Origin of the sequence: Pseudoalteromonas haloplanktis ATCC 14393, from assembly GCF_000238355.1 — a bacterium.
In the GTDB taxonomy this organism is placed as follows: domain Bacteria; phylum Pseudomonadota; class Gammaproteobacteria; order Enterobacterales; family Alteromonadaceae; genus Pseudoalteromonas; species Pseudoalteromonas haloplanktis.
In genome coordinates, this window is sequence record NZ_AHCA01000001.1 from 35660 (window position 1) to 55743 (window position 20084).

A 20084-nucleotide genomic window follows, 5' to 3' on the forward strand; every position below is an offset into this window, starting at 1 on the left:
CGGATAAGCTGCTTTTGTTATTGCTCAAAAACAGCGTTATTGAAAACACTCACACTCGCAGGTGAGCCCATTACAACGGGTACACGCTGATGAAGGCTAGTCGGCTCTATGGTTAAAATTCGCTGACCGCGAGAGCTCGCTTGCCCACCGGCGTTTTCAATCAACATCGACAAAGGGTTGGCTTCATAAAGCAATCTTATTTTGCCATTTTCATTACCTTGTCGTTTATCTTCAGGGTAAAGAAATGTACCGCCTCTTGATAAGATTCGATGAACATCCCCCACCATAGCTGCACTCCATCGCATTGAGCTTTTTTCAAACTCAGGGCCTGCGTAGAGCACTTTATCAAAGTAAGCCTGGATCGTTTCATGCCAATAGCGGTAATTCGCCATATTGACTGCAAATTCTTTACTATCGGGTGCGACTGACATTTTTTCTGTTGTTAGTAAAAACCCACCGTGAGTTAAGTCCAACGTGTAACAACGAGTTGGGCCGCCGGTACTCATCACTAGTAAGGTAGCAGGACCGTACAGTACATAACCTGCACATAACTGCTTGCTACCTGTTTGCACAAACTGCTCATCACTGTCATAAGGCACATCATCACGTTTTTCGTAAATAGTAAAAATAGTCCCTATCTGACCATTTATATCAATGTTTGAGGAACCATCTAGCGGATCAAACGCGACAATATACCGACCAGCAGGGTTACCAGGAACAGCATGATCTTCTTCTTCAGATGCAACTGCTGCCACACAGTCTTCCTCAAGTAACATATCTTTAAGTAACTGATTGGCGATCACATCAAGCTTTTTTTGTACCTCACCTTGGATATTTTCATCCAAAGTCGATCCTAAAACCCCAGCGAGCTCACCTTGGCTTACTCGAAATGCGATTTCTTTACTGGTCGCTAAAATGGTGCGGATCAACATAATTAAATCGGTTTCCACACCATCGCTTTTTAACACTGGAATTAGTCGTTTCATGATGAGTACCTGTTAACACAATTAAGATCAGTAAAACACTGCAATAATCGCATCGTCATGTTTTGCTCTGCGTGACTTAGCCAAACTCGCGGATCATAATATTTTTTGTTCGGCTTATCGTCACCATCAGGGTTACCTATTTGTCCCTGTAAGTACTCTTTATTGTTTTGATAGTAATTCAGCACACCATCCCAACACGCCCATTGCGTATCGGTATCAATGTTCATTTTCACTACGCCATAGGTTAGTGACTCTGCAATTTTATCTTGCTCTGAGCCACTGCCACCATGGAAAACAAAATTTAAACTATTGTGCGGTAAACCAAACTTCTGTGAAACATAAGCTTGGGAGTCTTTCAAAATGCTAGGGGTCAACACAACGTTACCTGGTTTATAAACACCATGAACGTTGCCAAATGAAGCTGCAATAATAAAATTAGGGCTGATTTTTCTTAATTTTTCATATGCATAGGCAACTTCTTCTGGTTGTGTATAAAGAGAAGAACTATCGAGGTGGCTGTTATCCACTCCATCTTCCTCACCACCTGTGCAACCTAACTCAATCTCCAAGGTCATGCCTATTTTTGCCATACGTGCTAAATAACGTTCACAAATAGCTATATTTTCTTCTAATGGCTCTTCAGAAAGGTCGATCATATGCGAACTAAAAAGCGGCTTCCCTGTTTGCTGAAAGTAACGTTCGCCTTCATCTAACAAACCATCAATCCACGGCAGTAACTTTTTCGCTGCATGGTCCGTATGCAACATAACTGGCACGCCATAATGCTCAGCAACAGTATGAACATACTTAGCCGCACTTACAGCACCAAGCACAGCACTTTGTTGCTCAGGTAAAACAAGGCCTTTGCCACAAAAAAACTGGGCGCCACCGTTCGAAAGCTGAATAATAACGGGGGACTGTACTTTTTTTGCCGCTTGTAAAGTGGCATTAATCGAAGATGTGCCGATCACGTTAACTGCAGGTAATGCATATTGATGCTCACGGGCATGTTCATACACCTTTGTGACATCATCACCAACAATGACTCCTGGTTTTACTTGTGCTAGTAGATAACCCATTCTGCATAGACCCTTACGCTTTATTCGCCTCAACACAGGCATCAGTGATCGCCTGCCAATTCTCTTGTTCAACCCACTCTTTAGGTGCTATCCACGTACCACCTACAGCAATGACATTATCCAAGGCAAGGTATTCGTGTTTATTTTGTGCATTTACGCCGCCAGTCGGACAAAAACTGACACTTTGGAACACGGTTGAAACTGCTTTTAAAAATGGTGCGCCGCCTGATAGTGAAGCCGGAAATAACTTTTGCTCTGTAAAGCCAGCTTCTAACGCCAGTAAAATATCAGCCGTATTAGATACACCAGGAACAACCGGTACAGGGCATTCTTTCAACGCCGCAAGCAAGGTTGGAGAAACAGCGGGTGTAACAATAAAGTCAGAACCTGCGTCAAGTGCTTGCTGTAAAATTTCAGCATTGATCACTGTGCCAGCACCCACTTTTAACGATGGTACAGCTTCTTTTATAGCTTTAATTGCAGCTAAAGATGCATCGGTGCGCAGCACAACTTCAACCAAGCCTAATCCTGCAGCAGCCATTGCTTTGGCTATATTAACGCCTTGCTCAGCAGTATCAGCTTGAATTAAAGGAAGAAGTGTTTGTCCCGACATGAGTTCAGTAAAGCGAGTCATAGCTATATCTCTCTTAATATTTATTATGTGTTGAGACGAAAAGGCACCCCATTGAAGCCTTTTCGTTTAAATTCTATTACTGTGAGTCAACCATTGCCCGATTGAAAATATCTTTTGCGGTAATTGCGCCAGGTTGCTGAATAACAATGGCGGCGGCTTTAGCAGCTTTACTTACAGCATCGCTAACACAAGCCCCGGATAATCGTGCACCTAAGTAAACACCATTAAATGCATCGCCTGCCGATGTTGTATCAACTACATTTTCCACCGGTGTGATCTGATGACTTTGCAGCTGGCCGTCAACCAAGGTTAATACTGATTCGGGGCCATTTTTTACAACAATTTCGTTGATATCGAATTGACTCATATGGGCTAACACATCGTCTACCGAGTTCACCCCATACAATACCTGTAAGTCTTCAACACCCGGCAAAGTGATATCAGCAGACTTAAATGCAAGCTCATATTGTTGCTTTGTTTCTTCTACAGATTGCCACAACCTTGCTCTATAGTTAGGATCAAAAACTACTGTAACACCCGCCGCTTTTAAATCTCGAACGGTTTGCCAAAATATATCTCGTGCTCTAGGTTCAATCACGGCAAGTGAAATACCAGAGAAGAACAACATGTCACCAGAGGCGAGTTCATCAATGACTGCAGGATTGAAAAAATCTACAACTTTACGCGCTGCAGAATCGCTTCGCCAATAGGTAAAGCTGCGCTCTCCATGTTCGTCAGTTTCGATATAATACATACCAGGCACTTTCTCTGGGTGAGCAAAAACTAATTGCGTTCCCAGCTGCTCAGCGGCAAAACAATGTCGCATTTTCTCACTGAGTACATCTTTACCCAGCGCAGTAACAATAACTGAATTAATTTCATTAAAACAACGTTTTAGGTATACAGCAGAGTTATACACATCACCAGCAAATGCTTGGTTGAGAGTCGTATTATCAACCGCTCTCAGCTCGACCATACACTCACCTAAAAAGAATATTTTTTTCATTTTTTAACTTACCTTTGTTGTAAGTAAGCGGCAGACATTGGTTACTCTGCCGCTAAACGAACCGTTACTTAGGTTCTTTTAATGGTTCAATTTTTGGAATTAAAATCCACACAGCCAGCATTGCGGTAATAGCTAATGAAGCACCAATAACAAACGCAGGGGTATAGTTTCCGCCAGCAGTTAAATAAGGCACTAATGAAGTTAAACCAACAGCACCCAGCTTCGCTGCCATTCCAGAGAAACCTGACAATGTACCAACCGCTTTTTTACCGAATAAATCACTTGGTAAAGTCTGCACATTGCCAATTGCAGTTTGGAAACCAAATAGAATCACCGCCATAATTAAAACCGCTACAACAGGTGCACCAGGGTTTGCCATAGCAAGTAATGCAGGCAACATTATTAAACAGCCCAGCGTAATCGTTAGCTTACGGGTTTTATCTGTACTCCAGCCGGCTTTTAAACGATTTTGTGCCAATAAGCCGCCAAACCACGCACCAAACATTGCACCAACATAAGGAACCCAGCCATAGATACCTATCGATTTAACATCCATGCCATACACTTCATTTAAATAAATAGGGATCCAGAACACGAATAACCACCAAATAGGGTCAATAGCTGCCGATGCGATGATCACACCCCAGCTTTGCTTGCGACTTAATAGTTCTTTGGTTGAAGGGTTATATTCTTCTTCTTCCTGTCCTTCATCATTTATTTCACGACGTTGGCCAGATAAAATATAGTGCTTTTCTTCTTCAGTAAGCCAAGGATGAGAGCCTGGTGGTGCTTTAACTAATATTAACCAAGGTACTAACCACAAAAAGCCCATTGCGCCCACAACCACAAAAACCATTTGCCAGCTAAAATACACAGTCAAATAGGCAATCAGAGGAATAGCAATAATGCCGCCAATCGCAGCTCCAGAGTTAAAAATCCCCTGTGCTAAAGCACGCTCTTTAGTTGGAAACCACTCAGCATTCCCTTTGGCAGCACCAGGCCAGTTACCAGCTTCAGCAACACCAAGAATAGCGCGGAAAATACTCAAACTGAGTATCCCTTGTGCAAACGCATGAGCGACAGTAGCAAGTGACCACACACCTATTGATAATACAAAACCAAAGCGTGTACCGACCCAGTCAAATATTTTGCCAAAAATTGCCTGACCAAATGCGTATGCAAATACAAACACAATAGAGATATTGGCATAAATTTGCTTACGTTCAAGTGCCGACTCATCTGGGAATAATTCTTCAACTATATCAGGCCATAGAACACTTAACGCTTGGCGATCGATGTAGTTGATGATGGTTGCAAGTGCAATTAATGCAATCACCCACCAACGTAGTCCTTGGAGTTTCATATTATTCATCCTCTAAAAAATCTTCACGAGCAGGACTAAACGTATCAATTAAAATCCCGCCTGTAGGACACGTTGCACCGTGATCGGCAAACGGTGGAATAAAACAGCTATCGCCTGGCTTTAGAATTTTAGTCACACCATCAATATTAAAGTGAAATTCACCTTCAACTACATAAGTAACTTGTGAATGACGGTGTGCATGGTTATAGCCAATTGCACCTTCTGCAAACCAAATTTTTACCGCCATTAGCTCTTCGTTATAGCCTAGCATTTGGCGTTTTAAACCATTACCTAGGTCTTTAATTTCGGCTTCATTGGCAAATGTAAAATGCTCACTTTGCTTGCTCATCGCAACTACTCCTAAATGTTGTTAATCAAATAAACGCCTAAACGGCCGTTTAATGAATATGATTTATTTTGATATTTAAATGATTTCTTACTTGCAAGCTCAGCCTTGTTAATAGCGATCAAATAGTGCTTGTCGGCAATTTCCAGCTCAACAAATACCAGCTCACCTTGCTGTGAGTGTATTAAGTTTGTCACTCTACTTTCGGCCACTAGGGTATATTCCTTACTTGGGTTATATTCACCATGCGGTTCAAGTACAGAAATAAACTGATGCTGCTTTTTATCTGTTACGCGACGGATAAAACCATGCTCATTACGCAAATTAAAGTTAGGATCGTCGGCACCTAGTTGCGTGAATAAGAAGGCTTCATCACCTTTAACTAAGCTGGTTAAAGTGTAAAAACGGCCGTTGTCGTTAAGCCAAGACACGCGAGCAAGCCCTTGCTCTGGTTTTGCTGTGGCTTTTAACCAAAGGTGCTGGTAACCATTTTTGTCACCCAGCGCCGATAACTGTTTAGTGTTGGCTTTTAGCTTAAAATTGGTATCAATAAGCTGCCCTTTATAGTGTAGCGGTAAATCAAGTTGATGTGATTTATCAGCAGCCACGCTAAATAAATCCAGAGCGACAGTACTGTTCAACTCTTTTAGATTCACTAGCGCTAATGTACGTTCAAGTTCAACACCTTTATACACGGTGCTAATTTCACCACTTGATACTGTGCCGTACTCAGATGTTTCAAAGAAATTAAGTGTTGGCGCATTTTTATTGCCCACTTCTACGTCACCATTGAAGTGACTTGTTTCATCAACCACCACAGTATTATGAGCAACTGTTTGCTTAGCGTAGCTATTATTCTCTGGCAGATAGCGACCACCGAACTTAGCTTCAACATTTAAAAACCGTGCAGCACCGTAGTCAGAGACAATCTCTTCGCCTTTATCATAAAATTGCCATGTTAATTTATCGAAATGGCCATGCCCTAAACCTTGTGCTGCAGGCTTAAATAACAGTGCTTGGTCACCATCAAGTTGGCTACGCATAATAACTAATGCGCCTTCTTTACCATCACTACCGTCACCAAATGCCACTGACTTAAACGTGTAAGGTGTTGCTAAGCCTTTATCTAGCGCCTGAGCTACTTTTAGCCCATCACCCGATAAAATAATTTGCCCTTGTTGTTTGGCAATATCTAAGTAGCCTGTGTCATTCGTTAAGCTATACGCAACCGTAACACCATGAACAAGCTCAATGGTATCAATGCCTTTACTCTTAATAGCATCATTAATTGGGAAGAATAAACCGTTGTAGCTAAGTTGAATGGTTGTATCAATTGCTTTTAGCAATACACCGTCACGGTGTTCTGCAATTTTTCGTTCTGGCTCATTGTGTGCAATTGCTTGTGCAAAAGTTACAAATGGCAGCAACGCAAAACGTTGATAATATGGGCCTTCGTTATAATAACCTTGTGGTGAAAACAACATATCCAGTTGCTTTAAGAAACCACCTTCACCTGACTTATCTAAATCATATAACGCTTTTTCAACCCACTCAGGTTCATTCATAACGTAACCTGCCATGCCCACGCCAGCCGTAGCCCACGTACCATGGTTATGTACTTTATTGAAGGTTGTTGGCTGCCCTTCCGATAAGAATAAAGCGACTGGACGAAGTAGCTGCTTCTCAATGGTAGCACTTTGCTGATCTGTCAATGCATCATGGATCAGATCATACGCTTGAATGGTGTATACCAACCACATTGCCTCATTCAAGCTTTGCCAAAATAACTTACCTGGGTTTTGAGATTTTACTTTACGTTTAGGGTGAACATCTAAACTTGGGTAAAGCGTGGCATATTCAAGTAACATATCGCGAACATAATCAGCGTATTTTTGTTCTTGGCTAAGTTGATAAATGATCCCCGCACGATACATCAATTGGTAATTTTTCTTATGACGTTCGTGAGTGTAACCGCCGCCACCATCTTTTGGCACAGGGACAACGATAGGAAAGGCTATTTCTTGATCAACTTGCGCTTTTAAACTGAGATAGCGTTCACTAAAAAAACCCTTGTTATCAAGTGCGCCACGCATTTTGACAACATCATCTTCAGTGATCACTAAATTTGGATGCGCAGCTAAAGAACTAAACGTTGTGACAGCAAGCGCAATTGACATTACACCTGCTTTTAATTTTGTTTGTAGGCTTGAGAATGACATCAACAACACTCCACTAATTCTTAATTACTTTATTGTTTTTTAACGTGGCCGTGTGCGGCCCTGCAACTCTAAGCTCAGTAACACTTGGCTCTTCTGTGCTATCGAAGGTATTATTAACGATCAGAGTGTTTGGCTCACCCACCGTATGCTCAATCACAATAGGTGCTGATTTAACAAACGTATTGCTATCTATGTTAGTAACTTGCACACCATGTAGATAAACACTAGCATTACTTTTATTACGTTTTCCAAGCCCTACATTAGCCAAGGTATTATTTGTCATCGTAAGATGCGGACCAAACGTACTCTCGTCTGTACCACCGCGATAAAGTTTGATTAAGCTGCCACTTACATTACTGAAGCTATTATCTGTAAACGTAACGTAATCAGCATTGTAGATCCCTAGATCTTCAATCTCGCTATCAAGTCGTAAAATGTCGCCAGAGACTTTATTAAACTTATTATTGATGAGCGTTATTTCATCCGCGAGTGCACCTTTACCCGTGGTAAAAAAATCAAAGGTGTGATTAATGTCTAAATCAACGAGCTGACTATTCATCATTACTAAACGATAGTTATTAACCATTCCCCACTTCTTCGTTCTAACAACGCTGTTGCCAGCAGAATCAGGGCTGCTTTCTCCAGAGATTGATAACCCATCAAGCTTTAAGCTTCCGCCATCATGAATTTCAAATAGTGAGGAGCGTTGAAAAGTAAGTGTTACCTTAGCGTGTTGGCCTGCTTTGATAGTGAGGACTTTATCGATAATGACCAGTTTAGACACATCGTACTGGCCAGCGGCAAGTTCTAACACATCCCCTGACGCTGCATTTTCAATAGCGCTTAATAAAGCCTGTGCAGACCCCTTAACCGTATGAGTTTTGCCAGAATCAAAAGCAATAATCGCAGGAACTTTTGGATACCAAGTAACACCTGTTTCAGCCTTGCTAATAACCGTTAGATCAGTTTTTGCGCCCGCTTTTACTTTATTTGAGGTCGGTAACAGTAATCCTGCATCGTTACGCTTTAATGCTACTGCTTGTTGCTTAACGCCATAATTAACATTGCTCAACACCTTAGTATTGGCAACATTACCAGAGAATTTGATCCCACTTACATCGTCAAAAACAGTAAAAGGCTGCTGGTTGTTTTCATTAATAATTAAGTTGTTTTTCATTACGCTGTTAATTGGCACAGCGCTGCGCTCAGCATCGCTACCTGCCGCTAACTGAATATGACGCACGTTAACAAAGGTATTATTTTCTATTTGTGCGTTTTCTACTTGATGGTAACGGTTAATTGACGAGTTAGGCACACCATTCATCACAGTAAAACCACTGCCAAAACGAAAGCCTGTTAACCCTTCAAGGTAGTTATTGCGAATAATTTGATCTTTATTGATAACACGAATACCACCGGTATGTTCCACACCGTTACCAAAAAATACGTTTTCTTCAATTAAATTACCGTTGCCATGGCGCATGGTAAGTGTGCCACGCGCTTCAAAAAACACATTATTTCGAATGATGTTTTTACCAGATTTAATTGAAATAATTTCGACTTCACCATTGGTTTGCTCAAAATAATTATTTTCAACCAAAGTATGAGAGTCCGTTAATGAGTAATGACTTGTACCAATACGTAATGTTTCACCGCCATTAGAGCCAAAAGTTGGTCTGTAACCAAAGTAGTTGTGATCGATCTGATGATAATTCTGCTGACTCTGCTCACTATTTAAGCGCACGGCTACCGTAACACCTTTGTTACGCTTGCCCACTAAATGGTTATGATCAAAACGGTTATGTTGGCCATATAAAGCAACCCAGTAATCAGATTCACGCTTGTCAGGATTGTTGTAATTATCAATAACTATTTCAGAAACACGTGAGTGATAAGCAAGTTCACTCTTATTACGACGAAACTCAATCACTGCTGAAGTTGGCGTATAGCCGTTTTTAAATACCAAACCGCTCGCATGAAGATAGTGTCCAGCAAGACGTAAATTAGACTGCCCAGATAAAATAACTTTACCTTTCGTTTCTGCAATTAATTGTATAGGAGATTTTTCTGTACCTTGGCCTTGCAATAAAATTTCAAAATCGGTCCAAGTACCATTTTTCAGAATAACTTTATCACCAGCTTTTAAATTACTGGCAATGTCAATGTAAGCTTGTTTACTGTCAACAAAGTAGTCTTTGGCTATTGTCGCTGTTGAAATACAACCTAGGATGATTAGACTAAGCTTTATTATAGTTAAATTTATCAATCGCATAGTTAACTCTTTTTACTGGATCAAACAGATACCCACAGTGAGAGATTCTGCTATACCAACTTTTATAATGTGTGTGTTTAGACGCTAAACAGCGTGTCTAGCGTCTAAAATTTACAAGAATTACTTGTTTAGTTTTTTAAAGTAATCAAATATTTCTGGAACATTACCTTGACCCATACCCGCATCAAATGCAGCTTGTAGGTTAGCTGATGAACCTTCAGCAATTTTCGACTCTGTACCAAGGTCAGCAACCATTTGTAGGAAATAACCAAGATCTTTATTTGCATTAGCAATTGAAAAACCTAAATCACTGACATTATCTACAGCGTAGTTTTTACAGAAATGCATAAACGGTGAGTTAGAAGGACCAGTAGACATGATGTCGAATAACTGCTGACGATCAACGCCGGCACGATCTGCCACAGCAAAGGCTTGCGACATAGCGCACACAGTTGTCATACCCATAAAGTTGTTGATTAGTTTCGTTGTGTGACCAGCACCCAGCTCACCTAAATGAAACACATTTTCGCCTTGATCGTCTAACACAGGCTTCACTTTATTAAAGGTTTCTAGATCACCCGCAGCCATAATATTTAGCAAGCCATCTTTAGCATGCGCTGGAGTACGACCCAATGGCGCATCGATCATACCAACACCTTTTGCCGCTAGATCTGCACCAATTTTCTTGGTAGAAGCAGGAATTGATGTACCAAAATCAATGAGTACAGAGCCTGCTTTAAAACCAGCAAGCAAACCATCGTCTGCATAAACAACTTTCTCAACAATTGCTGACGTTGTTAAACAAAGCATAACAATGTCTGTAGATGCAGCGAGTTCTTTAGCAGTTGTGACTGTTTTAGCACCACGCTCAACACATTTAGCAACAGCATCTTTATTAAGATCCATTACAACCAGCTCATAGCCTCTATTTTGTAAATTTTCGACCATATTGCCGCCCATAAGGCCTAGCCCGATGAAACCGATAGTTGGTTTAGACATGAATAACTCCTAAATTATTGAGCGCTTATTCCCGCGCTATTAATCAGCTTAGTGACAGTGACACAGCTTCGCTTTATTAAACCTCTAATAAGTTGCCCCTCAATACGGCGCAACTCTGAATTTTTACTGTTAGGTAAAACACTCTTTCAAACAGACTTTACCAATCAGCTTGTAAAAACAGTATTATTTAGCGAACCAATTGTCAACCAATTTGTAAAAAAACAATTATTACCGGGTAAAAACAAAGTAACCAATTTAATATAGCTTCATGCTTAAAAGAGGGGGAATGGAAGCTAAAGGCAACATAAACAGCCCATAACATACTGATTAAAATAAAAAACAAAATAAAAACTTGTGATAAAGCCAATTAGCAAACACGGAAAAACAATTGGTAACAACAAAAATAAAAACAGGTAATAACACTTACACTTATTACCAATTTAGAGTTACGCTATGAACCATAACGTGATCTGAAATGCAGAAAGCGAGGATTTTACGTGGAAAAGTTAAGGTGTGAATGAACTAGTCAGCACCATTGCTGCTGGTGTGAGCCACTAATAACCAAGAGTCAGTTGTTCTTTCAGGTTAATTTCATCCCAAAAGAACAACAAACGCTGAATATAAGCGGCTATTTAGACAACTAATGCTTACGTAAGATGGTGTTCAAACCACAGTTTGTTTGAAAGGTTCACGTGTGTTTTGATTTTCATCAAGATTACGCATCAATATTGCGTGCTCTAGATGGATAGTGTCAGGTAATGGGATTTTTACAATATGGCCAGAGCCTTTGGCATCTGTAATTGCTTCGCCTTTTTTGTTTTCCATCAATTCAAGTACAAAGCTAATATTACCTTGTGGCGTCATCAGCTCTAGTGAGTGGCCTACGCAAAATTTATTTTTTACCTCGATTTCTACTAAGCCATTTGCATTTCGCTCTATAACTTCGCCAACAAACTGTTGTTTGTCTGATACTGAATGGCCGTATTCATAGTTTTGATACTCTTGATGGGCGTGGCGTTTTAAAAATCCTTCGGTATACCCACGGTGCGCTAAGTTTTCTAATGTTTTAAATAAGTTTGCATCAAATGGGCGACCCGCTACGGCGTCGTCAATTGCTTTGCGGTAAACCTGTGCAGTACGCGCTACGTAGTAAAAAGATTTAGTACGGCCTTCTATTTTTAAGCTGTGGACGCCCATTTTTGTTAATTGCTCTACGTATTGCACAGCGCGTAAGTCTTTTGAATTCATGATGTAAGTGCCATGCTCGTCTTCAAACGCAGGCATGTATTCACCGGGGCGACCTTGCTCTTCAAGCATCACAATATCGTCGCTCGGTGCGCCTTCGCCAAGAGTTGGGATCACTTTTTTAGGATCAAACTTATGCACCATTTCGCCTGTTTCACTCTCAACGCCTGTTTTTACATCATAGTTCCAGCGGCACGCGTTGGTGCAGGTGCCTTGATTTGGATCGCGTTTATTAATATAACCGGAGAGTAAACAGCGCCCAGAATACGCCATACATAATGCGCCATGGACAAACACTTCAAGCTCAGTGTTGGGACACAGTTGACGAATTTGTGCAATTTCTTCCAGTGATAATTCACGAGACAAAATCACCCGCTCAATTCCCTGTTTAGCCCAAAAATTCACAGTTGCATAGTTTACAGCATTTGCTTGTACTGAAAGATGAATAGGCATATTAGGCCATTTTTCGCGCACTAACATAATCAAACCAGGGTCTGACATGATCAACGCGTCCGGTTTCATGGCTATAACAGGTTCAATATCACGTAAATACGAGTTAACTTTGGCGTTATGCGGCGCAATATTTGATACCACATAAAACTTTTTACCCTGTGCATGCGCTTCGTTAATACCTATTTTAAGTGTATCAAGGTCAAACTCATTGTTTCTCACTCGCAAACTATAGCGAGGCTGTCCCGCATAGACAGCGTCTGCACCATAGGCAAATGCGTAACGCATGTTTTTTAAACTGCCCGCAGGTGAAAGTAATTCGGGCGTAAAAGGGGAGATCATTGACGACATGCGCGCTCCATACATCGAACTGGGATCAGGCCAGTTGCATGAAATAAGTAACCTGATCAGGTTAAGTAATAAAGCGCGGCAGTATAGGGTTAGTTAAATAACGATGTTTTGATCGAAATCATAAAACTCACTTTAATTGATTGGCAAATTGACTCACTGCATCAACCACTTGTTGTGCGCCTTTTTTAATACTCGTCATCACAGCTCCAGACTCTGTCGACAACTCGAGTCCTTCTCGCGCTTTGTTCTTACCTTGTTCAATTGCTTTTACAGTGGATTGGGTGAGTGTACGGTTTTGTTGCACCACCTCTACAATTTCTTCGGTGGCTTTACTGGTTCTTGATGCTAATTGACGAACTTCATCAGCTACTACAGCAAAACCGCGGCCTTGTTCACCTGCACGTGCAGCTTCTATCGCAGCATTGAGGGCCAGCAAATTAGTTTGATCGGCAATGCTACTAATACTTTGTACTATGCTGGCAATTAATTGCGACTGTTTATCCAGTGCTGCTATTTCATCTCCCGCTTGCGACATCTGCACCGCTAATTCATTCATCACTTGCACTGTTTGTTGGATCACCGCTGCCCCTTGGTCTGCAAGATGATCCGTTTCAGTAGAGGTACTGTATGCAATATCAGCCGCTTTTGAAATTGCTAGCTCACGTTCAACCTGCTCAGTGATCACCGTCGCAAATTTCACCACTTTATAGAGTTCGTTTTGCTCATTAAAAATCGGGTTATAAGATGCTTCAAGCCATATAGTCTGCCCATGGCGGTTTAAACGCTTAAACCTGTCAGCAACATACTTTCCTTTTTTAAGCTGCTGCCAAAAAGCTTCATACTCCTGCGAATTTGCCTCCTCAGGCTCACAAAATATTCGGTGATGCTGACCGACAATCTCTTTGAGCGAATAACCCATTCCCGCTAAAAAATTTTCGTTTGCAGTCAATACAATGCCATTGGTATCAAACTCAATAACTGCCATGGCTCGGTGTAACGCCTTGATTAAATCTTGATGCTCGCGAGAGGTTTCAATAGTGCGGGTTAATGCGCTAGAGTGCAGTGTAAATTCAACCAGATTGCCTTGTTCATCGACTATTGGTTGAAGAATACTCCTTAGCCATGCTTGTTCACCATTGGCATGTAGAAATTGCAATGCTCCAACCCAATGTTCATGTTGTTCCAGCGCATTTTTCAAACCAATAAAGTGCGCTGTCTGTTTCGCATTATCCGGCACAAAACTCAGCAAACTTTTACCAATAAGTTGCGATTGGGCATACCCTAGCTCATGTTTAAAATTATCATTTTGCGTAATTATTCGACCCGTCTTATCTATCGTTAACACGAGCATCTCTTCATCTAAACTTTTTTTAACCTGAGTAAGCCTAAAAAGCTTACTTTTTAATTCAGTTATTTGAGGGCTTAAAGATTTATTAAAAAACATACTCACTTCCTGATAAAAACATTGATCACTTGAGCCAAAAAAGCCACGCGGAAACTTATTAGCATACGTTAGTGTAGACGAAGTTGTTCAGTTTGATACACATTTTAGGTGATCAATGATTAAACCAAAAAATAATGACGGCTTATTTTGTCCTATCCCAACACCTTTAGTTTTCAGCGATTAATAGTTCCGTCGTTTCAAGCAAAATTTGCTGCTCATCAATGCCTATCTCTATATAAAATATATGGCTACTTTCAAATTCCGGTGCCTGATTGAGTTTTAAAGTAAAGTATCGAGGTGCATCAAACGGCAATGAATCTTGTAACTGAGCAAGCGTAGGGGCATCACCATCTTGATAATAGCTTTGGAGGTCTCCGGTATCAATACTTGCCACTGTGAATACCTGATTTAAGCTCGTTCCAGCAGTGAGTGCTGAATTAAAATCGGCGGTTGAGTATATATTGAATTGCGTCAAAGAATTGTTTGTGCCGATTATCACAGGCGCTGTGACACAATCAGTTCGATATTTTTGCTGCGGATCGTATTCGTTGCCTTTAGCGTAAACAGGCACACCATTTGTTTCAAAATCAAAGGTAAGCTCGTTAAATACAATTAAACTGTTTGCTTGATAGGCACCATCATTAATTGACAGATCAACAGTATTTACATCTATAGCAATCGGTGTCGGTGGACACGGCAGTTCTGAGTCTTTCTCAGAGCCAGAACCGCATGCCGATAATAGACCGACTAATAAACCAATAGTTATACTTTTGTTCATTTATATTTCCTTATAATTTTTATTTCATTAAAGTTGCATTAAATAAACCACACAATTTATTCTCGCCAAGTAAGAAGCTACCTTATAAATACTATATTTAGCAATTCATAAAATTGCCATCAAAGTGCTTTCTAATAAAATTAGGCTTTTTTGTTTAAAACACGTATAATTCGCGCCCGTTAATATTCAACCTTTTATTTAAAAATTATTGGAGCATAAAGATGGCTTTAGAGCGTACTTTTTCAATCGTAAAACCTGATGCAGTTGCTAAAAACCACATTGGCGCTATCTACAACCGTTTCGAAACTGCGGGTCTTAAAATCGTTGCAGCTAAAATGGTTCACCTTTCACAAGAGAAAGCTGAAGGTTTCTACGCTGAGCACAGCGAGCGTCCTTTCTTTGGTGCTTTAGTTTCTTTCATGACGTCTGGCCCAGTAATGGTTACCGTTCTTGAAGGCGAAAACGCTGTTCTTAAGAACCGTGAAATCATGGGCGCTACTAACCCAGCTGAAGCACTAGCAGGTACTTTACGTGCAGACTACGCTGATAGCATCGACGAAAACGCTGTTCACGGTTCTGACGCTGTTGAATCTGCTGCTCGCGAAATCGCGTATTTCTTCGCTGACGAAGAGCTTTGCCCACGTACTCGTTAATTCGAGTTTCACAGCTAACCCTGTGATGCAAAGTAAGAAAAGGGCTTTCGGGCCCTTTTTTAGTCATTAGCTAAGTAATTAAACAACTGTTTAGCTAATGACTATTTTGGTTGAATTGTGTACAATTCGCCTCCGTAAATTTTTATCACCACCGTCACTGATTAAGGTTGTTTCATGACCACTGAGCAAAAAAAGATTAATTTATTAGATTTAAACCGAGATGCAATGCGCGAGTTGTTTGTATCGTTCGGTGAAAAGCCATTTCGTGGCGATCAGGTGATGAAATGGATTTATCATTTTGGCGTTGATAACTTTGACGAAATGAGCAATGTTAACAAAAAGCTGAAAGAAAAACTCAAAGCTGAGTGTGAGATTGTTGCACCTGAGATCACCGTACGCCAACAAGCCAGTGACGGCACAATTAAATACGCATTGATCCTTGAAGGCGGACAAGAAGTAGAAGCTGTTTGGATCCCTGAAAAAGAACGGGCTACCTTATGTGTTTCTTCACAAGTTGGCTGCGCACTTGAATGTACGTTTTGTTCAACCGCACAACAAGGCTTTAACCGTAACTTAAAAGTATCTGAAATTATTGGTCAAGTGTGGCGTGTAGCAAAAGACATTGGCCTTGATGGCAACAGTGAAAAACGCCCAGTAACCAATGTGGTAATGATGGGCATGGGCGAGCCTTTGCTGAACCTTAAAAATGTTGTGCCGGCAATGGAATTAATGATGGATGATTGGGGTTTTGGCTTATCAAAACGCCGCGTTACCTTAAGTACGTCAGGTGTAGTGCCTGCACTTGATTTATTAAAAGAAAAAATCGATGTGGCATTGGCTATCTCTCTACATGCACCAAATAATGAACTGCGTGATGTACTAGTGCCAATTAATAAGAAATACCCAATTGAAGAATTTTTGGCAGCGTGCCGTCGTTATATTGATGGTTCAAAAGCAAATAAAGACGTGACCATTGAATACGTGATGCTTAACGGCATTAACGACAGTACAGATCAGGCCCATGAACTTGTTAAAACGTTAAAAGGCACCCCATCAAAAGTGAACCTTATTCCATTTAACCCGTTCCCTGGTAATGAATACACACGTTCGAGCAACAGTCGTATTGACCGTTTTTCTAAGGTATTACAAGCCGCCGGGATTACCTGTATTGTACGCCGTACGCGTGGAGATGATATCGATGCCGCTTGTGGCCAGCTAGTCGGTGACGTTGTTGACCGTACTAAGCGTTTAGCGAAAAAGAAAATGCGTGATGAGAATGCGATTGCTGTAAATATTCATCAAGCCTAACTCTTTAACCCGCCATAAGCCCTTAGTGTATGTTTATTTTTAAATAAATGATGCAACATAAGGGCTTTTCGGTAATATAGCGCCATGGACAATAATAAAGAGACGAAGTAATGCGATCTTTACTTGCTATAACTATCAGTGCATTAGCTTTAACAGGATGTGTAACTGAAAATAGTTATGATGGCAATGACAAACCCGTTGTTGAAAATAAAATCAATAATACCGGTGCAGCACGCACCCGTATTGCCTTAGCACTAGAGTATTTAAATACAGGGAACAGCTCGCAAGCAAAGTATAACCTCGAACGAGCCGCCGCATTTTCTCCTGATCTTCCTGAAGTCCACTACTCTTTTGCCTATTATTATCAACAGGTCGGTGAGAACGCACTAGCAGACAAAGCCTATCTCACAGCGATTAGAATTGATCCCAACGATCCAAACACACGCAATAACTACGGGGTATTTCTATGCGGTATTGGTGAGTACGACCGCGCCACAGAGCAACTATTAAAAGCCATTGAGATCCCAAGTTACATTCGTGTTGCCGAAAGTTATGAAAACTTAGCATTGTGCGCCATTGAGTTTGATGATTTTGATAATGCAGAAAAATATTTTAAGTCAGCAATTAATCACAGCTCAATGCGTGCTTCATCACTGATCAGCTTAGCCGCTTTGTATTACGCAAAAAGTGACTTACATAAAGCAAAAGAAGTACTGCAGCGTTATGAAAATAGTGGTCAAGTCTCCTCTCGTTCATTACTGCTGAGCTATTTAGTTGAACAACGTATGGGGCACATTGAAAAAGCCGAGACAACTGCTGCCACTTTATTACAAACCTACCCGACGTCCAGTGAAGCGGGCCTTATTCGTGAGCAACAGACCAAACGAAGTGAGTTTGAAATACTGCGCTCACAATATCGCCAAGCCAAATTAGATGCATTACAAGCAAGTAGCCCAGCGGGTGAGGTGGTCTCAGCCCCCAAAATACGCATTATAAAAAAGAAAAAAGCGCCCGCAACTAGCGCGCCGGCGCAGCTAACCCAAACCATGACTACGACACCGGTTACAGAACCGACAAGCAGCGATGAACTAAGTAACGTTTCCACTGAGGAAACTATTACTGCAAGTGATGCAAGCGCAATGACAGAACAGCCCACGACGCCTGCAGTTAATACACAAGCGCTTGCCGATACGGGGGCTATTCTAGCGGCCTTAAATAGCGCACAACCACACACAACAGCGTTAACGCAAAGTGAAGCGCCGATAAAACAACAGCATGACAGCGCAAGCAGTCATGATCCCGCTGCTGTTATGTCTGCACTCACAATTCAATCAGCATCAACGCAACACACAGCAACGGCACGTTCAGACCTTGACGTTGAAAAAACGCTGGCCGTCCCTACAGTGCATTTAGCTAAGGTGCCGGCAAGTTCAGCAAACAACACAACACCTACAGCAACTAAACAAGTAACAAATAAGTCGCAGCCTCAGGATGGGGTAACGATTGTCTCATTTAGCGCCCCAGCGCAACAACACACGAGCACTAAACAAGCGCAAAGCTCAGCGACTAAACCTGCGCAATTAAAAAATGAATTAGCCGATAATGAAAAAGTTGTTTTTTATCAAGCACAAAAGAACGAAGCTGTCTTTGCTGAACCAAGTTATAGCAGCCAACCTGCAGTTCGTTTTCAAGATCCGCAGTACAATAGCCAGGCACCGCTATTGAACCCGCAGATCCCGCAATTAACAACCCCTTACCATGTTTTACAAGATGGCGAAAACCTATTTAGCATTTCAGTGCGATACAATGTTAAACTACAAAAGTTACTGCAATGGAACGCGCTGAAAGAATCTGATCGGTTGGTCAATGGGACAAAGGTTTACCTCAATGACCCTAATATATATTACGAGATTACCCCTGGCGACACTTTATATAGTATTGCCACCAAGCGTCGCTTGTTAATTGATCAGTTAATGCGATGGAATAAATTAAGCCCAGATGTTGCACTTAAACCTGGGCATAGACTGTTACTAGTGGACCCTGAATCATACGCTTTATGAATGATGAAAATACAGAATCAACAACGTTAAGCCTCGGCCAAACTTTAAAAAGTAGCCGAGAGCAAGCGAATGTCAGTCTTGAAGAACTGGCGAAGAATTTAAAATTATCGGTGTTGCAATTACAACGTCTAGAAAACGACGAACACCATTTAATTGGCCCTGCAACTTTTGTTAAAGGGTATGCTAAAAGTTATTGTCGTGAGTTTAATTTGGATACGGCGACCATTCTCGCCTTATTTCCTGAGCCACAGGAAACCTTAAAAAAAACCAAAATGCAAAGCTTCTCTAAGCGAACGGAAAAAGAAGCTCATGATAATCGCCTGATGCTAGTGAGTTACGCTATTTTAGCGATTGTTATTGGTTCGTCAGCATTATGGTGGTGGCAAAACTCAGCTCCTATAGACAAACAAGTTATCACGCCCGCTTTAAACAACGTACCTGAAAGCAGTGCTGATTTACCTCAGCAAAAGCCGGTCACTGCGCCCTTAGCGCAACTGGAGCAAGCAGGTCCTGATGAGGCTGAAGATGATTTTTCGACAGCAACAGACGAACAGCTCGATGAGCAACAAGCAATTCACGCTGATACTACAGAGTCAGAAGTAATCGCGAGTGAGGCGACAAGCCAGCAGCCACACAGCGATGGACTCGGTACTATTGTTATGCATTTTAATGAAGAAAGCTGGGTTGAGATCCACGATGGTAAAGGCGATAAAGTCGCGTTTGGCGTCAAAAAAGCAGGCTATGAGATGACCGTTTCAGGGCACCTTCCTTTTTCTGTTGTGTTAGGAAAGCATCAAGTTGTTGATATCACGCTTGATGGGGAGAAAATTGATATTTCAAATTTCCCAAAAAACCGTTTAGCAAAATTTAATTTACCGTTAGCAGAGTAGT

The 20084-nt window shown here is 41.3% G+C and carries 16 protein-coding genes; 4 read left to right on the plus strand and 12 right to left on the minus strand.

The window, feature by feature from the left end; genetic code table 11:
• Window positions 1–17 precede the first annotated feature (17 nt).
• The 12 genes from PHAL_RS0100090 to PHAL_RS0100150 all read right to left on the minus strand — a co-directional run bounded on the left by PHAL_RS0100090 (window position 18) and on the right by PHAL_RS0100150 (window position 15172).
• Complete coding sequence (locus tag PHAL_RS0100090) at window positions 18–986, minus strand: class 1 fructose-bisphosphatase (RefSeq protein WP_016706354.1); 969 nt, start codon at window positions 984–986, stop codon at window positions 18–20.
• Complete coding sequence (gene fbaA / locus PHAL_RS0100095; RefSeq protein ID WP_016706355.1) at window positions 983–2065, minus strand: class II fructose-bisphosphate aldolase; 1083 nt, start codon at window positions 2063–2065, stop codon at window positions 983–985. Before fbaA ends, PHAL_RS0100090 begins: the two co-directional genes overlap by 4 nt.
• A 13-nt stretch (window positions 2066–2078) precedes the next feature.
• Window positions 2079–2699 (minus strand): bifunctional 4-hydroxy-2-oxoglutarate aldolase/2-dehydro-3-deoxy-phosphogluconate aldolase, encoded by a 621-nt coding sequence (gene eda, locus PHAL_RS0100100; RefSeq protein ID WP_016706356.1) that lies wholly within the window; start codon window positions 2697–2699, stop codon window positions 2079–2081.
• Between the two features lie 76 nt (window positions 2700–2775).
• Entirely contained in the window at window positions 2776–3705 is a 930-nt protein-coding gene (locus tag PHAL_RS0100105; RefSeq protein WP_016706357.1) for a sugar kinase, read from the minus strand.
• A 64-nt stretch (window positions 3706–3769) separates the two neighbouring features.
• Entirely contained in the window at window positions 3770–5068 is a 1299-nt protein-coding gene (locus tag PHAL_RS0100110; protein ID WP_016706358.1) for an MFS transporter, read from the minus strand.
• Window position 5069: 1 nt separating this feature from the next.
• Complete coding sequence (locus tag PHAL_RS0100115; RefSeq protein ID WP_016706359.1) at window positions 5070–5417, minus strand: cupin domain-containing protein; 348 nt, start codon at window positions 5415–5417, stop codon at window positions 5070–5072.
• A gap of 11 nt (window positions 5418–5428) precedes the next feature.
• A complete protein-coding gene (locus PHAL_RS0100120; RefSeq protein ID WP_374954825.1) occupies window positions 5429–7591 on the minus strand; it encodes a heparinase II/III domain-containing protein in 2163 nt (720 codons plus the stop codon).
• Window positions 7592–7646: 55 nt separating this feature from the next.
• The gene (locus tag PHAL_RS0100125; protein ID WP_016706361.1) at window positions 7647–9905 is read right to left on the minus strand and encodes a polysaccharide lyase 6 family protein; all 2259 of its coding nucleotides are present in this window, start codon (window positions 9903–9905) and stop codon (window positions 7647–7649) included.
• A 120-nt stretch (window positions 9906–10025) separates the two neighbouring features.
• On the minus strand, window positions 10026–10904 hold the full coding sequence (locus PHAL_RS0100130) for an NAD(P)-dependent oxidoreductase (protein WP_016706362.1): 879 nt from the start codon (window positions 10902–10904) through the stop codon (window positions 10026–10028).
• A gap of 663 nt (window positions 10905–11567) precedes the next feature.
• Window positions 11568–12950, minus strand: coding sequence for a prephenate-dependent tRNA uridine(34) hydroxylase TrhP (gene trhP, locus PHAL_RS0100140; RefSeq protein WP_016706364.1), 1383 nt, complete (start codon window positions 12948–12950; stop codon window positions 11568–11570).
• Window positions 12951–13077: 127 nt separating this feature from the next.
• The gene (locus PHAL_RS0100145; protein WP_016706365.1) at window positions 13078–14394 is read right to left on the minus strand and encodes a methyl-accepting chemotaxis protein; all 1317 of its coding nucleotides are present in this window, start codon (window positions 14392–14394) and stop codon (window positions 13078–13080) included.
• Window positions 14395–14560: 166 nt separating this feature from the next.
• Entirely contained in the window at window positions 14561–15172 is a 612-nt protein-coding gene (locus tag PHAL_RS0100150; RefSeq protein WP_016706366.1) for a hypothetical protein, read from the minus strand.
• Window positions 15173–15393: 221 nt separating this feature from the next.
• Here PHAL_RS0100150 and ndk point away from each other — a divergent pair, with 221 nt between their 5' ends.
• The 4 genes from ndk to PHAL_RS0100170 all read left to right on the plus strand — a co-directional run bounded on the left by ndk (window position 15394) and on the right by PHAL_RS0100170 (window position 20083).
• Window positions 15394–15825 carry a nucleoside-diphosphate kinase gene (ndk, locus tag PHAL_RS0100155; RefSeq protein ID WP_008111339.1) on the plus strand — a complete coding sequence of 144 codons (432 nt, stop codon included), beginning with the start codon at window positions 15394–15396 and terminating at the stop codon, window positions 15823–15825.
• 174 nt (window positions 15826–15999) lie between these two features.
• Complete coding sequence (locus tag PHAL_RS0100160; protein WP_016706367.1) at window positions 16000–17133, plus strand: bifunctional tRNA (adenosine(37)-C2)-methyltransferase TrmG/ribosomal RNA large subunit methyltransferase RlmN; 1134 nt, start codon at window positions 16000–16002, stop codon at window positions 17131–17133.
• A gap of 110 nt (window positions 17134–17243) precedes the next feature.
• Entirely contained in the window at window positions 17244–19193 is a 1950-nt protein-coding gene (gene pilW / locus PHAL_RS0100165; RefSeq protein ID WP_016706368.1) for a type IV pilus biogenesis/stability protein PilW, read from the plus strand.
• Complete coding sequence (locus PHAL_RS0100170) at window positions 19190–20083, plus strand: RodZ domain-containing protein (protein ID WP_016706369.1); 894 nt, start codon at window positions 19190–19192, stop codon at window positions 20081–20083. The genes pilW and PHAL_RS0100170 overlap by 4 nt, the downstream gene beginning before the upstream one ends.
• Window position 20084 lies beyond the last annotated feature (1 nt).

Excerpts from the sequence above, each read along its gene's own strand:
- fbaA (WP_016706355.1), bottom strand. The coding sequence starts at position 2,065 with ATGGGTTATCTACTAGCACAAGTAAAACCAGGAGTCATTGTTGGTGAT.
- PHAL_RS0100115 (WP_016706359.1), bottom strand. The coding sequence starts at position 5,417 with ATGAGCAAGCAAAGTGAGCATTTTACATTTGCCAATGAAGCCGAAATT.
- PHAL_RS0100130 (WP_016706362.1), bottom strand. The coding sequence starts at position 10,904 with ATGTCTAAACCAACTATCGGTTTCATCGGGCTAGGCCTTATGGGCGGC.
- ndk (WP_008111339.1), top strand. The coding sequence starts at position 15,394 with ATGGCTTTAGAGCGTACTTTTTCAATCGTAAAACCTGATGCAGTTGCT.
- PHAL_RS0100170 (WP_016706369.1), top strand. The coding sequence starts at position 19,190 with ATGAATGATGAAAATACAGAATCAACAACGTTAAGCCTCGGCCAAACT.
- PHAL_RS0100105 (WP_016706357.1), bottom strand. The coding sequence starts at position 3,705 with ATGAAAAAAATATTCTTTTTAGGTGAGTGTATGGTCGAGCTGAGAGCG.
- PHAL_RS0100125 (WP_016706361.1), bottom strand. The coding sequence starts at position 9,905 with ATGCGATTGATAAATTTAACTATAATAAAGCTTAGTCTAATCATCCTA.
- PHAL_RS0100120 (WP_374954825.1), bottom strand. The coding sequence starts at position 7,591 with ATGTCAATTGCGCTTGCTGTCACAACGTTTAGTTCTTTAGCTGCGCAT.
- PHAL_RS0100145 (WP_016706365.1), bottom strand. The coding sequence starts at position 14,394 with ATGTTTTTTAATAAATCTTTAAGCCCTCAAATAACTGAATTAAAAAGT.
- pilW (WP_016706368.1), top strand. The coding sequence starts at position 17,244 with ATGCGATCTTTACTTGCTATAACTATCAGTGCATTAGCTTTAACAGGA.
- PHAL_RS0100160 (WP_016706367.1), top strand. The coding sequence starts at position 16,000 with ATGACCACTGAGCAAAAAAAGATTAATTTATTAGATTTAAACCGAGAT.
- trhP (WP_016706364.1), bottom strand. The coding sequence starts at position 12,950 with ATGTCGTCAATGATCTCCCCTTTTACGCCCGAATTACTTTCACCTGCG.
- PHAL_RS0100090 (WP_016706354.1), bottom strand. The coding sequence starts at position 986 with ATGAAACGACTAATTCCAGTGTTAAAAAGCGATGGTGTGGAAACCGAT.
- eda (WP_016706356.1), bottom strand. The coding sequence starts at position 2,699 with ATGACTCGCTTTACTGAACTCATGTCGGGACAAACACTTCTTCCTTTA.
- PHAL_RS0100110 (WP_016706358.1), bottom strand. The coding sequence starts at position 5,068 with ATGAAACTCCAAGGACTACGTTGGTGGGTGATTGCATTAATTGCACTT.
- PHAL_RS0100150 (WP_016706366.1), bottom strand. The coding sequence starts at position 15,172 with ATGAACAAAAGTATAACTATTGGTTTATTAGTCGGTCTATTATCGGCA.